Raw genomic sequence first — 15,265 nt, forward strand, 5'->3', positions numbered from 1 at the left:
GGCGTTGATTTTTGGCACGCTGTTGAGTTCTCAAGGAACGGTCGCTTCCTTTGTACTCACCCTCTCGGGCTTTCCTCCGGGCGCTTCCCTTCGGTGTTTCAAACTCTATCAGGGTTTTTCCGTCTCCCTGACCACCGTCCCGCAGACATGCGGAAGGCGATCCCGAGATAGGATCTGACAAGTTTGGGTGCTGCTCGACGGACACGCTTTCGCGTCACTCCGCCCCAAGCAGGAGTACGACTCTACATGCGGCCTCTCGGCCCGTGCAAATCGACAGAGCTGGTGGTCTAGACCACTTGCTGGTAGGTTCCATGCGGAACCGTCACTTCCTTTGACATACGCTGCTGCTCAGTGCGTCGTCTGGCACGGGTAGTGACGGCCGTACCTGCAGCTCCACTCCTTGGGAGGCTTCCCATGACCACCGTGACGTCCCCTCTCGCCGGACGCGCCATCGGACTGGCCGCCGTGCCGGATCCGGTCTTCTCCGGGGCCATGGTCGGCCCGGGCACCGCGATCGACCCGGAGCGTGAGCCCTCCGAGGCCGTGGCGCCCGTGGACGGCGTCATCGTTTCCCTGCACCCGCACGCGTTCGTCGTGGTCGACGAGAGCGGCCACGGCGTGCTCACCCACCTCGGCATCGACACCGTCCAGCTCAACGGCGAGGGCTTCGAGCTGCTCGTCAACAAGGGCGACACCGTGACGCGTGGTCAGAGCATCGTGCGCTGGGACCCCGCCGCGGTGGAGGCCGCCGGCAAGTCGCCGGTGTGCCCCGTCGTGGCGCTCGAGGCCACGGCCGAGTCCCTCTCCGACCTCCGTGACAGCGGTGACGTGAAGGCCGGCGACAGCCTCTTCTCCTGGAACTGATGGCAGTGCCGTCGTGGGGCGGCGTACAGGACAACCACCGCGGCGGCGGGACCCGCCGCAGTATCGGAGACGGGTGAGATGGACACAACGCTGCGAGGCGTCGGCGTGAGCCACGGTGTGGCGATCGGCGAGGTTCGGCACATGGGAACGGCGGTGCTCGAGCCGCCGGCCAAGCAGATCCCGGCAGAGGAGGCGGAGCGCGAACAGGGGCGGGCGCGCCAGGCCGTGGACGCGGTGGCGGCCGACCTGATGGCGCGCGGCAATCTGGCGGGGGGCGAAGCCCAGGCTGTGCTCGAGGCGCAGGCCATGATGGCGCAGGACCCCGAGCTGATGGCGGACGTCGAGCGGCGGATCGCCGTCGGCAGCACGGCGGAGCGTGCGGTGTACGACGCCTTCGCCGCGTACCGGGAGCTGCTGGCCGGTGCCGGGGAGTACCTCGCCGGGCGGGTGGCCGACCTCGATGACGTGCGGAACCGTATCGTCGCCCGGCTGCTCGGCGTGCCCATGCCGGGTGTCCCGGACAGCGACCAGCCCTATGTACTGGTGGCGCGCGATCTGGCTCCGGCCGACACAGCGCTGCTCGACCCGGCGCTGGTGCTCGGTTTCGTGACCGAGGAGGGCGGGCCGACCAGCCACAGTGCGATTCTGGCGCGGGCGCTTGGCGTGCCGGCCGTGGTGGCCCTGCCGGGTGCCGGTGAGCTTGCCGAGGGCACGATGATCGCTGTCGACGGCAGCACGGGCGACATCTTCGTGAACCCGAGCGAGGAGCGGAAGGCGGAGCTGCGGGCGGCGGCCGCCGAGCGCAAGGCCGCGCTGGCCGCTTCGACCGGACCGGGTGCCACGGCCGACGGGCACAAGGTGCCGCTGCTGGCCAATGTCGGCGGCCCGGCGGACGTGCCGGCGGCGGTGGAGGCCGGTGCGGAGGGTGTCGGTCTGTTCCGTACCGAGTTCCTGTTCCTGGACGACAGCAAGAACGCGCCGTCCGAGGAGAAGCAGTTCCAGGCGTACCGGCAGGTTCTGGAGGCGTTCCCCGAGGGCCGTGTGGTCGTGCGCGTGCTGGACGCGGGTGCCGACAAGCCTCTCGACTTCCTGACGCCCGCCGACGAGCCGAACCCGGCGCTGGGCGTGCGTGGTCTGCGGACCCTGCTCGACCACCCGGAGGTGCTGCGGACGCAGCTGACCGCGCTGGCGAGGGCCGCGGAGGGGCTGCCCGTCTACCTCGAGGTGATGGCTCCCATGGTGGCGGACCGTGCGGACGCCAAGGCGTTCGCCGACGCCTGCCGGGAGGCGGGGCTGCGCGCCAAGTTCGGCGCGATGGTGGAGATCCCGTCGGCGGCGCTGCGGGCGCGCTCGATCCTGCAGGAGGTCGAGTTCCTGTCGCTGGGGACCAACGACCTCGCGCAGTACACGTTCGCGGCCGACCGGCAGGTGGGTGCGGTGTCGCGGCTCCAGGACCCGTGGCAGCCCGCGCTGCTCGACCTGGTCGCGCTGTCCGCCGAGGCGGCCGAGGCCGAGGGCAAGAGCTGCGGTGTGTGCGGTGAGGCCGCGTCCGACCCACTGCTGGCCTGTGTGCTGACGGGTCTGGGTGTCACCTCCCTGTCCATGGGTGCGGCGTCGATTCCCTATGTCCGGGCCACGCTGGCGAAGTACACGATGGCGCAGTGCGAGCGGGCGGCGGCGGCCGCACGTGCGGCGGACAGCGCCGAGGAGGCGCGCGCCGCGGCTCAGGCGGTGCTGTCCGGCGAGTAGTCGTAAGGGCGCTCGTCGGTGCGTCGGATCCAGGGGCGTCCCGCCTTCGGGTGGGGCGCCCCTGGCGCTTTCAGTGGCGGTGTCCGGGTGACGTGTTCTCCTCTCCGAGGTCGGGTGGTGCGCAGTAGTCGACGTCCGACTCGGGTGAGATGAGGTCGCCGGATTCGACGTCGGTGCAGTAGGCGTCGAAGACCTCGGCGGCGGTGAGCGGTTCGAGGCCGCCGCCGCGCAGCCGCCAGCCGTGGACGCGGTCGGCGGTGTCGGGGGCGCTGACGCGCATGACGAGTCCGCCGGGGCTGCGTGTGGCGAGGCCCAGGGCCAGGACGCTGGTGAATTCGAGGGCTTCGGCCTCGTCGAGTTCCGGGATGCCGTCGGTGTCCGCGTCGGCGTGCAGGACGGAGATGAGCGTGTCCGGTGGTCCCGAGACGCTGCAGACGAGGTGCCGGTCGCCGGGCGGTGCCGTGTCGAGGATGCGCATGAGGAGGTCGGAGGCGCGGGTGAAGGCCGCGCGTCCGATGTCCTCTCCGCAGGTGGCGCAGGGCCCGAGACGGGTGAGGAGCGTGGTGGCGTACTCCCACGTGGCCCGGCGTACGGCCTCGTCGACGAGGGCCGGCACGAGGGTGGCCAGGGGGCGGCCGTCGTAGGGGATGGTGGCTCCGGTGGCCGCGAGTTCCGCGGTGAAGCGCGTGCGGCTGGCCGAGGATTCGGGGTCGAGTCCGGTGCCCGCGCAGAAGTCGGCGTACTCCTCGGGGTCGAAGAGGGCCAGTGTGGTGTGGCTGCCCTGTGCCGCTCGGCTCTTGAGGACGGCTTCCACCTGCTGGAGGTAGGTGGTGTGGTCGTCGAAGGCGAAGCTGCGGTAGCGCCGCATGGCGCGGAAGTCGTGGTCGTCGGTGAGCAGGGCGATGGTGCCGGCGATTTCGCGGCGCAGGACGCGTCGCATGGTCTGGTGGTCGGTGTGCGCCATGTTTCCCCCAATGCACGGTCGATCAATGCTCACTCACAGTAACCGGCGGCACTGACAACGGCTTCCGGCGGTGGCGGTCGCGGACCGAGCAGTGCTGGATTGCGCAGGTCAAGGCGCTGGTGATGCCGTTCGTTCCAGCCGAGGGGGTGATCGCGGGGGTGACGGTGAGCAGACGGACCCGACGGCGCGGCCGAGGCCCGTTGGGCCGACCTCGGACTGCGCCGTCGTGCTGGGCGAGTCCGAGGCCACGTGCGGCTGGTGGTGGGCCGGCGGGTCAGGCGCGCTTGCGGGCCAGTTCCTCGTAGAAGCCGAGCAGACCGAGGTCGTCGATGGACCCGGGGTTGACCGCCTTCTCCATGGGTGTGCCCTGGAGGAGGCGCTTGACCGGGACCTCGATGCGCTTGCCGGTGAGGGTGTGCGGGACGCCCGGGACCTCGATGATCTCGTCGGGCACGTGGCGCGGCGAGAGCTGTTCGCGGATTGCCTGCTTGATGCGGGTCAGGAGTGCCTCGTCCAGGACGGCGCCGGGCGCCAGCTGCACGAACAGCGGCATCCAGTAGCCCCCGTCGGGCTGTTCGATGCCGATGACGAGGGACTCCTTGATCTCGGGCAGCCGTTCGACGACTTCGTAGATGTCGGCCGAGCCCATGCGCACGCCCTGCCGGTTGAGGGTGGAGTCGGAGCGGCCGTGGATGATCACGGAGCCGCGTGAGGTGAGGGTGATCCAGTCGCCGTGGCGCCAGACGCCCTGGTAGGTGTCGAAGTAGCTGTCGTGGTAGCGGCTGCCGTCGGGGTCGTTCCAGAAGTGGATCGGCATCGAGGGCATGGGGTTGGTGACGACCAGCTCGCCCACCTCGTCGACGAGGGGCTTGCCGCTCGGGTCCCAGGACTGCAGCTCGGTGCCGAGGCCGGGGGCCTGGAGCTCGCCGATGTACACGGGAAGCGTCGGTACGGCGCCCGCGAAGCAGGAGCAGACGTCCGTGCCGCCGCTGACGGAGGCGATCCACAGGTCCTCGCGGACCTCGTCGTGCAGCCAGCGGAAGCCGTCGGGCGGCAGCGGGGAGCCGGTGGTGGCGACGCACCGCACTCGGGAGAGGTCGAAGTCGCGGGACGGGTGCACGTCCGCCTTGCGGCACGCCATGACGTAGGCGGCGGAGGTGCCGTAGAGGGTGGCGCCGGTGCGTTCGGCGACCCGCCACTGGGCGCCCGTGTCGGGGTAGCCCGGGCTGCCGTCGTACAGCACGATCGTGGTGCCCGTGAGCAGGCCGGAGACGAGGAAGTTCCACATCATCCAGCCGGTCGAGGTGTACCAGAAGAAGCGATCCCCGGGGCCGAGGTCGCAGTGCAGGCCGAGCTGCTTGAGGTGTTCGACCAGGATGCCGCCCTGGGACTGGACGATGGCCTTGGGCAGGCCGGTCGTGCCGGAGGAGTACAGCACCCACAGGGGGTGGTCGAACGGGACCTGTTCGAAGTCGGGCTCGATGTCGGCGGCGGTCAGCGCCGACCACTCCAGTGCGCCCTGCGGTGCTTCGGTGCCGAGGAGCGGGATGTGGACGACGGCGCGCAGGGTGGGCAGTTCGCGGCGCAGCTCGGCGACGATCTCGCGGCGGTCGTGCTCCTTGCCGCCGTAGCGGTAGCCGTCGACGGTGAACAGGACGACCGGTTCGACCTGCTGGAACCGGTCGAGGACGCTGCGGGCTCCGAAGTCGGGGGCGCAGGAGGTCCACACGGCGCCCACGGCGGCGGTCGCGAGGAGCGCCACGACAGCCTGGGGGATGTTCGGGAGGTAGCCGCTGACGCGGTCGCCCGGGCGGACGCCGAGGGCGCGGAGTTCGGCGGCGAGGGAGCCCACCTGGCGGCGCAGCTCGGACCAGGTCACCGGGCTCGGTTCATGGATCTCGTCGACGTACAGCAGGGCGGGTTCGTCCGCCCGGTCGGCGGCGGCGCGCAGGGCCTGCTCGGCGTAGTTGAGGGTGGCTCCGGGGAACCACTCGGCGCCAGGCATGGAGCGGTCGCCCAGTACGCGCGCGTAGGGCGTCGAGAACCGTACGTCGAACCACTCCGTGACGGCTTTCCAGAAGGTGTCGAGCTGGTCGACGGACCACCTGTGGAGTGCCGGGTAGCCTCCTTCGGCCGGAGCGCCGTGGTGCTCGGCGGCCCATGCCTGGAACTTGGTGATGCGTGCCTGGGCGATCCGCTCGGGATCTGGCTGCCAGAGCGGCTGGGGGTTCGCTGTCGACATGGGGCGGCTCCCGGGCTGTGCGCGTCGTGTGCGTCGGTCCGCGCACGGGCTGGGGTGTGCGCGTGACGCGGCTGACAGGGACGATGCCATGTGATCGACTTCTACACCAGGGTGCCCCCCACATAGTCCGTGTCGTGAAGATGTGGTCCTAGCACGGGTGAACGGCAGTTGAACGACACGCGCGCGTGGGGCGGTCAGTGGCAGGGTGAACAGCATGGACGGTCGTGACCTGGTGCGTTCGGTGAGTGTGGTCGGTTCGGGGAGGGCTGCTCAGGGGTTGCGTACCGTACGGGCCGCCTGGCGCAGGCGGCGTATCGACGCCGCCGGGCTGCCGCCGCGGGGGGCGGAGCGTGCGCGGGTGCCGGGGCAGGTGCGGGGTGCGGAGCCGGGGCCCGGAGGCGGTGTGATCCGCTTCGGCCGCTCCGAGCTGCGGATCACCGTCGCGGTGAACGGTGCCGTGTTCTGGGGCTGGGACGGGGCGGGGCCGGAACCGTCGTACGCGCTGGCCGGCAGCTGCCCCGAGCCGGATCCACGGGCGGTTCTGGAGCCGGACAAGGACGGCGGCTGGCGTGTGGTGGCCGAACGGGTGACCGTTGTCGTCTCGCGCCACGGTGCGCTGGAGGTGTGCACACCGGGCGGCGTGGTGCTGCGGCGGGATCTGCCGCCGCGCTGGTGGGAGCCGGCCGACGGCGGCACGGCGCGCTGGATGCAGCGGTCCGAGGTGGCGGCGGACGCCCGGTTCTTCGGTCTGGGCGGGCGGGCGGCGGGTCCTCGGCTGCGGGACGGCACGTACCGGCTCTGGAACACCGACCCTGGCCGTGCGTTCGGTCCGGGCGACGATCCGCTGTACCTGACGATGCCGGTGCAGCTGGTGGTGGCCGACGCCGCGGCCCATCTGGTGTTCCACGACACCACGTGGGACGGCACGGTGACCCTGCGGGAGGGCGAGGAGGGCGCGGGGTCGGGCCACGACCGGGCCGGGCGCTGTGAAATACGCATGGACGGCGGCCCGCTGCGCGGCTGGGTGATCGTGGGCGCACCCGCGCGCGTGCTGCACATCTGGGCCTCACTGACCGGGGCGCCGGCACTGCCGCCTGCGTGGGCGCTCGGCCACCATCACGCGCGGTGGGGCTTCGGCAGCGAGCAGGAGGTGCGCCGGATCGTCGCGGGCTACCAGGAGCGCGGTCTGCCGCTGGACGCCGTCCACCTGGACATCGACCACTACGCGGACCACCAGGTGTTCACCGTCGACCAGGAGCGCTTCCCGAAGCTGCCGGTGCTCGCCGAGGAACTGCGCCGGGACGGGATCCGCCTGGTGTCGATCATCGACCCGGCGGTGAAGGCGGCGCCGGGCAACGCCGTGTACGACAGCGGGTCGGCCCTGGACGCGTTCGTGCGGGACGCCTCGGGGCGGACGGTGCGGGGCGAGGTGTGGGCCGGCGAGTCGGTCTTCCCGGACTTCACGCACGCGCGCGTGCGCAAGTGGTGGGGCGGGCTGTACGAGGAGCGGCTGGGGCAGGGCTTCGCGGGCTTCTGGCACGACATGAACGAGCCGACGTCGTTCAGCGCCTTCGGTGAGCCGACGCTGCCGCGTTCGGCCCGGCACGCCCTGGAGGGGCGGGGCGGCGACCACCGGGAGGCCCACAACGCGTACGCGATGTGCATGGCCAGGGCGGGCTACGAGGGGCTGCGTGAGCTGTCGCCGCAGGAGCGGCCGTTCCTGTTCTCGCGGTCCGGCTGGGCGGGCATGCACCGGTACGGGGGCACGTGGTCGGGGGACGTGGCGACGGGCTGGCCCGGGCTGCGGGCCTCCCTGTCGCTGGTGCTGGGGCTCGGCCTGTGCGGGGTGCCGTACTCGGGGCCGGACGTCGGCGGCTTCGACGGCACGCCGTCGCCGGAGCTGTACCTGCGGTGGTTCCAGCTCGGCGCGTATCTGCCGCTGTTCCGTACGCACGCGAGCCTGCGTGCCGGGCGCAGGGAGCCCTGGGAGTTCGGTTCCGAGGTGCTGGAGCACGCGCGCGCGGCGCTGCTCGAACGCCGGCGTCTGCTGCCCTACTTCATGACGCTGGCTCACCTGGCGCGGCGCACGGGTGCCCCGTATGTGCGGCCGCTGTGGTGGGGGGCGCCGGAGGACCGGGCGCTGCGCGACTGCGGGGACGCGTTCCTGCTGGGCGACGGCCTTCTGGTGGCGCCCGTGCTGGACCCCGGGGCGGACCGGCGTGCTGTGCAGCTGCCGCGGGGCCGCTGGTACGACACGGTGACCGAGAAGACGTACGAGGGTCCGGCCCAGGTTCTCGTGGACGCCCCGCTCTCGCGGATTCCGGTGCTCGCGCGCGCGGGCGCAGTCGTACCCGTACGCGGGGAGGACGGCGGGCTCGAGCTGGAGGTGTGGGCGCCGGCCCGGGGACGGACGGGGGGCGGGCTGGTGGTGCCGGACGCGGGCGACGGGTGGGACGTGCCGGAGATCGAGCGCTACGCCGCCCGCTGGCGGGGCCGGCGGGTGGTCGTCAGCCGGGAGCGGGAGGACGGCGCGGACGAGCCGCCCCACCCGGTGCGCATACGGGGCCTCGGCTGAGCCGGTGGGCTCAGACGTAGCGGCCCTCGAACCAAGCCCGCACGGCCAGGGTGTGCAGCGGGAAGGCGAGTTCCCCGGGCCTGCGCAGCAGGTGCCAGCCCTCCGTCTCGTCCGTGGCGTCCGAGGCCGGCAGTCCTTCTACCGGGCGTTCAGGAAGAAGTCCGAACAGCAGCAGGTGCCCGTCGGGTGAGCTCATGGCGTCCACGAGGCGCACGTCGCGGGCGGCCGCGTCGATGCCCGTCTCCTCCTTGAGCTCGCGGACGACGGCGTGCTTCCAGTCCTCGCGGTCGTCGACGTAGCCGCCGGGCAGTGCCGTGCCTCCACGCGCGGGGGCGATGGTTCGGGTGATGACGACCAGGGCCGTGCCCTTGGTGTCGTACACGGGCTGGAGCGCGATCGCGACCGGCAGCGGGTTGCGGTAGGCGACGGTCCCGCAGGACGGGCAGGTGCGCGGCCAGCCGGAGACGCCCTCTCCATAGGGCGCTCCACAGCTCGAACAGTGGGAGTCCGGCGCGGAGTTGTCGGTTGAGTGCTGAATTTCGGACACGCGCGGACTGTATCCGATCAGAGGAAGCAAGTGTTCCGACAGTGGCACACAGGGATACGCCGAACACCTGGAGGGGCGGCCGGAACCACCCCCGTCGGCCCCGGCCGCCCCTCCTGGTACGACGACGCCAAAGGGGGCCGTGCGGTTCGCCGGGACGCCTGCCCATTTTCCGTTGCCCGTGGCACACTTCTGACGCTTCATCAGATCTCTTCGCCTGGAGGAACGTTGACGCGTACGCGCACACCCGTGGTCTCCGGCTGGTTCACCGGCGAAGGAGACTCCTTCCGACTCCTGGGCACCCGATGCACGTCCTGCGGCACGGTCTTCTTTCCCCGCGAGGACGCCCACTGCCGCAATCCGTACTGCCCGGGCGGCCCACTGGACGAGGTCCCACTGTCACGAACCGGATGGATCTGGTCGTATACCGACAGCCGATACCGCCCACCGTCACCCTATGTGAGCAATCCGGAACTTCCGTGGGAGCCGTACACGTTGATCGCGGTGGAGCTGGAGTCCGAGCGGATCGTGGTGCTGGGGCAGGCGGTTCCCGGGATCACCGTCGCCGATCTGGCGGTGGGCATGGAGGTGGAGGTCGTCCCGGGAGTGCTCCACGAGGACACGGAGACGACCTGGACCACCTGGCGGTGGCGGCCGACGGGAGTGACGGCATGACGGCGGACGTGGCGGTGCTCGGTGTGGGCATGCACCCGTGGGGCAAGTGGGGGCGCGGTTTCACGGAGTACGGGACGGCGGCGGCTCGCGCGGCCCTCGCGGACGCCTCCCTCGACTGGCCGGACGTCGGATCGGTCGTGGGTGCGGACACGGTACGCGGCGGATACCCCGGGTACGTGGCGGGGGCGACGTTCGCCAAGGCCCTGGGCTGGCAGGGAGCCCGGGTCGCCAGCGTCTACGCGGCGTGCGCCTCGGGTGCGCAGGCGATCGCGACGGCACGGGCGCAGATCCTCGCCGGGCTGGCGGACGTCGTGCTCGTGGTGGGGGCGGACGCCGCACCCAAGGGCTTCTTCCGGCCCGCGGGCGGGGACCGGCCCGACGATCCGGACTGGCTGCGCTTCCGCCTGCTGGGTGCGACGAACCCGGCCTATTTCGGGCTGTACGCGCGTCGGCGGATGGCGCTGCACGGCGACACCGCGGAGGATTTCGCGCTGGTCAAGGTGAAGAACGCCGCCGCGGGGGCGCTCAACCCGTACGCGCGCTACCGCAAGCGGGTCACGGCCGAGGAGGTCGCCGCCTCAGCGGTGGTCGCCGATCCGCTGCGACTGCTCGACATCTGTGCCACCTCCGACGGCGGGGCCGCGCTGGTGCTGTGCAGCCTGGACTTCGCGCGCCGTCACGGTGCGGCGCGGCCGGTGCGGATCCGGGCGGTGTCGACCGTGACACCGCGGTTCCCGAACACAGTGCTGGATCTGCCGGACATCGCCACCGACTCCGCCGTCGCGGTGCCCCCCGACGAGAGTTTCCGGGCGTCCATCGCCCGGATCGCCTACGAGGAGGCGGGCATCGGCCCCGAGGACCTGTCCCTGGCGGAGGTGTACGACCTGTCGACGGCGCTCGAACTGCAGTGGTACGAGGACCTGGGACTCTGCGGCGCGGGCGAGGGCGCGAAACTCCTGAGAGAGGGCGCGACGGCTCCGGGCGGTCCCATACCCGTCAACACCAGTGGCGGCCTCGCCTCCTTCGGTGAGGCGGTGCCGGCCCAGGCCATCGCCCAGGTCTGCGAGCTGACCTGGCAGTTGAGGGGAACCGCGGGCGGCCGGCAGGTGGCCGGGGCACGTGTGGGGATCACGGCCAACCAGGGGCTCTTCGGGCACGGGTCGTCGGTGGTCGCGGTCCGCTGAGCTCAGCGGGGCACGAGTCCGGGGTTTCACAGGTGGGGCACATGAGGTTTTTCACGGTGCGTGATCAGCCCGGAATGCTGCGTGAACGTCTTATGAACTGCGCCTGGGCGTACGCGGGCAGCGCCATTATGCTCCCGTGCACTCCTGGACGGATACTCTCCGCTTCGCCTTCCAGCCGGTGGTCAATCTGAGGACCGGCGCGGTCGCCGCACTGGAGATACTCGCCCGCCCGGAGACCGGCGACATCCTGGCCGAGGCCCGTCGTGATCCCGAACTCGACGGCAGGCTGGCCGTGTTGGCGCTGCGGGCGGCGACGCGCAAGGAGACGCTCCTGCCCTTGCACGTCAACGTCTTCGCGGCCACGCTCGCCGACCTCGGCGGCCTCACCGCGCTGCACGACGCCGTGCGCGCGGTGGGGCGGCTGCCCTGGGAGGTGACCCTGGATGTCGTGCCGCCCTACACGCACGTGCCGCAACAGGCCCTGCTGGAGGCGGTCGCCGCGCTGCGCGAGCAGGGCTTTCGGATCAGCGCGGACGGCATCGGAGACGGGGACGTGCCCCTGAGGCTGCTCACCGACCTCTCCCCCGACCTGGTCAAGCTCGACGCCTCACTGCTGGCCCGGCCGGCCGCGGTACGAGCGATGCGGACGCTGTGCGAGCAGTTGGGCGCACTGGTGGCGGTGGAGGGCGTGGAGACCGAGCTGCAGTGTGCGGCGGCGCTGTCGGCCGGTGCCCAGCTCGCCCAGGGCGAGCTGTTCGCGCCCCCGGCCCGGATCCCGGCAGCGGACGTGTACGTTCCGCCGCGGTACCCCGCCGCCCTGGCCGTGCCCCGGTCCGGGCCGTCCGTTCGGGAGTTCGTGCGCCCCGCGGCCGTCCTGCCCGTCACCGCCTCGGCGGGCCAGGTGAGGGCCCTGCTGACCGGCTCACCGGACGTCTCCGGGGTGTTGCTCGTGGACCAGACCGGGGCGCCCGTCCGGTCGGTGCACCGGTCGCGCTTCCTGCTGTCGATGTCCGGCCGGTACGGGCACGCCCTGTACGCGGACCGGCCGGCCTTCAAGCTGGGCGACGCGCCCCGCACGGTCGGCGTGGACGCCACCGCGTGGGAGGTGCTGGACGTGGTGGCGATCGGCGGCCGCGACCGCACCTCGGACGACGTGGCGGTCGTCGACCGCCGCGGCCGCTGCGTGGGGGTCGTACGGCTCGCCGACCTGGTACGGGCGCTGGCCGAGACCCGGGTGGAGGAGGCCGCGCGACTCAATCCGCTGACCAGGCTGCCCGGTTCGGACGCCATCACGAGTGAGGTGGACCGGCGGATCGCCGACGGGCGGACGTTCGCGCTCAGCTGGCTGGACATCGACCACTTCAAGCAGGTCAACGACGGGGCCGGGTTCGCAGCGGGCGACGAGCTGATCCGTTCGGTGGGCCGAGCGCTGCAGGAGGCGGTCGCGGGGCACGCGCGCGTGGGCCACATCGGGGGCGACGACTTCCTGGTGCTGGCGGAGGAGGCGGCGCTCGAGCCACTGGCCGGCGCCGTGCTCGACGTCCCCTGGTCGGCGGGCGGGCGCCCGGTGACGTTGTCCCTGGCGACCGTCGTCTGCGGGCCCGGCAGCGTGTCCGACCACCGGCAGGCCGCGGCCCGTCTCGCCCCGCTGAAGAAGGCGGCGAAGGCGCTGAGCGGGTCGAGCTGGGTACTCGCGTACGCGGGACTGCCCGGGTACGAGATCCGGCGCGGCTGCGGTACGGCTCCGGCCCAGGTGGGATACGCGGCGGCCGAGCCCCTCGGGTGAAGCGCCCGATCGTATACGGCCGTTGGACGCCCGCCTGCGGGAAGGAAGCCCCGGGCGGCACGGGGCCGGCAACCGCTGTCACCGTTGCCGTCAGCGACCTTGACGGCCCCGTGGTGCCGGTGAACACTTCCGGGTGTCAGCCGACATCGCCGTACATTCTCGGCGTAATCAGGCACTGCGCCACGCGCTTTTTCCTGCTCAACGGCCCTCCCCCAGGGGCGATCCGGCTGCGACGGCACGCTCGTCACGGACGCCGGGCGGGGCGCGGGATCCCTCCTGTCTTCGGCTGAAGTCGCCAAGGAACCGTTCCTGCACGGAGGGCCGGGGCCGCTCGCCCCGCGCGACGCCAAGGGAGCCGCCATGAGCAACGGAGACATTTTCGTCGGCGAGGTCATCGGTACCGCGATCCTGATCCTGTTCGGTGCCGGTGTCTGCGCCGCCGTCACCCTCAGATACTCCAAGGCCCGCGCCTCCGGGTGGGTCGTCATCGCGTTCGGCTGGGGCTTCGGTGTGCTCGCGGGCGCGTACACCGCCGCTCCCCTCTCCGGCGGTCAGCTCAACCCCGCGGTCACCATCGGTATCGCCGTGGACACCGGCAAGTGGGGCAAGGTCTGGGTCTATCTGCTGGGCCAGATCGTCGGCGCGATGCTGGGCGCGGTCCTCGCCTACCTGGTGTACCTCGCGCAGTTCCAGGCCAACGTCCGCGAGGAGGGCACGACCGAGGGCACGGCCGACGAACCGGTGCCGACCCTCGGGATCTTCTCGACCATTCCGGAGATACGTAACCCGGTCGCCAACCTCATCACCGAGATCATCGCGACGATGTCCCTGGTGCTGCCCGTCCTGGCCTTCGGGCTGACGAGGGGGCTCGGCGAGTCCGGCACCACGGTGCTGATCGTCTCGCTGCTCGTGGTCGGCATCGGACTCTCCCTCGGCGGGCCCACCGGATACGCCATCAACCCGGCGCGCGACCTGGGCCCGCGCATCGTGCACACCTTCCTGCCGATCCCGAACAAGGGCACGTCGAACTGGGGTTACGCGTGGATCCCGGTCGTCGGCCCGCTGATCGGCGGGGCGCTCGCCGGCCTCGTCTACAACGTGGCCTTCTGACCAGCGACCCGATCCAGCGACCCAGGGACAGCCATGACGGACACCGCCGAGAAGTACGTCGCCGCCATCGACCAGGGCACCACGTCCAGCCGCTGCATCATCTTCGACCACGGCGGCGCGATCGTCGCCGTGGACCAGCGCGAGCACCGCCAGATCTTCCCCAAGCCGGGCTGGGTGGAGCATGACGCCACCGAGATCTGGTCCAAGGTGCAGGCAGTGGTGGCCGGGGCGCTCGCCAAGGCCGGTCTGCGCGCGGACCAGCTGAGCGCCCTCGGTATCACCAACCAGCGGGAGACCACGGTCCTGTGGGACCGCGCCACCGGCAAGCCGGTGCACAACGCGATCGTCTGGCAGGACACCCGTACCGCGGCCCTGTGCCACGAACTGGGCGGCACGGACGGCCAGGACCGCTTCCGTGACCAGACCGGCCTGCCACTGGCCAGCTACTTCTCTGGCCCCAAGGCGGCCTGGCTGCTGGACAACGTGCCCGGGCTGCGCGAGCGCGCCGAACGCGGCGAGATCGCCTTCGGAACCATCGATTCCTGGCTGATCTGGAACCTCACCGGCGGCACGGACGGCGGCCGGCACGTCACCGACGTCACCAACGCCGGTCGCACCATGCTGATGAACCTGGAGACGCTCCAGTGGGATCCCTCCATCCTCTCGGCGATGAACGTGCCCGAAGCGGTCCTGCCCGAGATCAGGTCGTCCGCCGAGGTGTACGGCACCGCCGTCGGGCAGCTCGCGGGCGTACCCGTGGCCTCGGCGCTGGGCGACCAGCAGGCCGCCGTGTTCGGGCAGGCCTGCTACGACGTCGGCACCGCGAAGAACACCTACGGCACCGGCAGCTTCCTGCTGCTCAACACCGGTGACCGGCCGGTGCCGTCCAAGAGCGGGCTGCTGACGACGATGGGCTACAAGATCGGTGGTGAGGCGCCGGTGTACTGCCTGGAGGGGTCCATAGCGATAACGGGCGCGCTCGTCCAGTGGTTCCGCGACCAGCTCGGCATCATCCGCACCGCCGACGAGATCGAGACCCTGGCGGCCGGCGTCGAGGACAACGGCGGGGCCTACATCGTGCCCGCCTTCTCGGGCCTGTACGCGCCCTACTGGCGCTCCGACGCACGCGGTGTCGTCACCGGGCTGACCCGGTACGTCACCAAGGCCCACCTCGCGCGCGCGGTGCTGGAGGCGACCAGCTGGCAGACGAGGGAGGTCGTGGACGCCATGTACCAGGACTCCGGCGTGCGGATCACGACCCTGAAGGTCGACGGCGGCATGACGAAGAACAACCTGCTCATGCAGCACCAGGCGGACGTCCTGGGTGTGCCGGTGATCCGGCCCCGGGTCTCCGAGACCACCTGTCTGGGCGCCGCCTACGCGGCCGGCCTGGCGACGGGCGTGTGGAACGACCTGGACGAGCTGAAGTCGCACTGGCAGAAGGACGCGGAGTGGACACCGGCCATGGAGGCGTCGGTACGCGACCGCGAGTACCGCAACTGGCGCAAGGCGGTGGAGAAGAGCTTCGGCTGGCTGGAGGACGAAGAGGCCTAGGCGCCGCACGCGCGCGTG

11 protein-coding genes are annotated in these 15,265 nt (G+C 71.5%); 8 read left to right on the plus strand and 3 right to left on the minus strand.

Translation table 11 applies throughout. The features are described from left to right. Nucleotides 1-414 precede the first annotated feature (414 nt). Complete coding sequence (locus AC07CM_RS32570; RefSeq protein ID WP_478880063.1) at nucleotides 415-864, plus strand: PTS sugar transporter subunit IIA; 450 nt, start codon at nucleotides 415-417, stop codon at nucleotides 862-864. A 78-nt stretch (nucleotides 865-942) separates the two neighbouring features. Then, on the plus strand, nucleotides 943-2,613 hold the full coding sequence (ptsP, locus tag AC07CM_RS32575; protein ID WP_478880064.1) for a phosphoenolpyruvate--protein phosphotransferase: 1,671 nt from the start codon (nucleotides 943-945) through the stop codon (nucleotides 2,611-2,613). Nucleotides 2,614-2,683: 70 nt separating this feature from the next. On the opposite strand, the gene AC07CM_RS32580 is transcribed toward ptsP, so the two are convergent. Beyond that, a complete protein-coding gene (locus AC07CM_RS32580) occupies nucleotides 2,684-3,577 on the minus strand; it encodes a hypothetical protein (protein WP_478880065.1) in 894 nt (297 codons plus the stop codon). A 274-nt stretch (nucleotides 3,578-3,851) separates the two neighbouring features. Further along, on the minus strand, nucleotides 3,852-5,819 hold the full coding sequence (locus AC07CM_RS32585) for an acetoacetate--CoA ligase (RefSeq protein ID WP_478880066.1): 1,968 nt from the start codon (nucleotides 5,817-5,819) through the stop codon (nucleotides 3,852-3,854). Between the two features lie 214 nt (nucleotides 5,820-6,033). Between AC07CM_RS32585 and AC07CM_RS32590 the strand changes: the two genes are divergently transcribed. Then, nucleotides 6,034-8,394, plus strand: a complete 2,361-nt coding sequence (locus AC07CM_RS32590; protein ID WP_478880067.1) for a glycoside hydrolase family 31 protein — start codon at nucleotides 6,034-6,036, stop codon at nucleotides 8,392-8,394. A gap of 10 nt (nucleotides 8,395-8,404) precedes the next feature. Here the strand turns inward: AC07CM_RS32590 and AC07CM_RS32595 are convergent, their stop codons facing one another. Next, the gene (locus tag AC07CM_RS32595) at nucleotides 8,405-8,941 is read right to left on the minus strand and encodes an NUDIX domain-containing protein (RefSeq protein ID WP_478880068.1); all 537 of its coding nucleotides are present in this window, start codon (nucleotides 8,939-8,941) and stop codon (nucleotides 8,405-8,407) included. Between the two features lie 246 nt (nucleotides 8,942-9,187). Here AC07CM_RS32595 and AC07CM_RS32600 point away from each other — a divergent pair, with 246 nt between their 5' ends. The 5 genes from AC07CM_RS32600 to glpK all read left to right on the plus strand — a co-directional run bounded on the left by AC07CM_RS32600 (nucleotide 9,188) and on the right by glpK (nucleotide 15,247). After that, nucleotides 9,188-9,613, plus strand: a complete 426-nt coding sequence (locus AC07CM_RS32600; protein ID WP_478880173.1) for a Zn-ribbon domain-containing OB-fold protein — start codon at nucleotides 9,188-9,190, stop codon at nucleotides 9,611-9,613. Beyond that, nucleotides 9,610-10,797, plus strand: coding sequence for a lipid-transfer protein (locus AC07CM_RS32605; RefSeq protein ID WP_478880069.1), 1,188 nt, complete (start codon nucleotides 9,610-9,612; stop codon nucleotides 10,795-10,797). Before AC07CM_RS32600 ends, AC07CM_RS32605 begins: the two co-directional genes overlap by 4 nt. Nucleotides 10,798-10,933: 136 nt before the next feature. Beyond that, a complete protein-coding gene (locus AC07CM_RS32610; protein WP_478880070.1) occupies nucleotides 10,934-12,583 on the plus strand; it encodes an EAL domain-containing protein in 1,650 nt (549 codons plus the stop codon). A 360-nt stretch (nucleotides 12,584-12,943) separates the two neighbouring features. Then, a complete protein-coding gene (locus AC07CM_RS32615) occupies nucleotides 12,944-13,693 on the plus strand; it encodes an MIP/aquaporin family protein (protein WP_478880071.1) in 750 nt (249 codons plus the stop codon). Between the two features lie 33 nt (nucleotides 13,694-13,726). Further along, the gene (gene glpK, locus AC07CM_RS32620) at nucleotides 13,727-15,247 is read left to right on the plus strand and encodes a glycerol kinase GlpK (RefSeq protein WP_478880072.1); all 1,521 of its coding nucleotides are present in this window, start codon (nucleotides 13,727-13,729) and stop codon (nucleotides 15,245-15,247) included. Nucleotides 15,248-15,265 lie beyond the last annotated feature (18 nt).

The organism is Streptomyces sp. NPDC044061, from assembly GCF_056434305.1.

Bases quoted from the DNA above. Each gene is read 5' to 3' on its own strand.
- AC07CM_RS32570 (WP_478880063.1), top strand. From the start codon at position 415: ATGACCACCGTGACGTCCCCTCTCGCCGGACGCGCCATCGGACTGGCC.
- ptsP (WP_478880064.1), top strand. From the start codon at position 943: ATGGACACAACGCTGCGAGGCGTCGGCGTGAGCCACGGTGTGGCGATC.
- AC07CM_RS32580 (WP_478880065.1), bottom strand. From the start codon at position 3,577: ATGGCGCACACCGACCACCAGACCATGCGACGCGTCCTGCGCCGCGAA.
- AC07CM_RS32585 (WP_478880066.1), bottom strand. From the start codon at position 5,819: ATGTCGACAGCGAACCCCCAGCCGCTCTGGCAGCCAGATCCCGAGCGG.
- AC07CM_RS32590 (WP_478880067.1), top strand. From the start codon at position 6,034: ATGGACGGTCGTGACCTGGTGCGTTCGGTGAGTGTGGTCGGTTCGGGG.
- AC07CM_RS32605 (WP_478880069.1), top strand. From the start codon at position 9,610: ATGACGGCGGACGTGGCGGTGCTCGGTGTGGGCATGCACCCGTGGGGC.
- AC07CM_RS32615 (WP_478880071.1), top strand. From the start codon at position 12,944: ATGAGCAACGGAGACATTTTCGTCGGCGAGGTCATCGGTACCGCGATC.
- glpK (WP_478880072.1), top strand. From the start codon at position 13,727: ATGACGGACACCGCCGAGAAGTACGTCGCCGCCATCGACCAGGGCACC.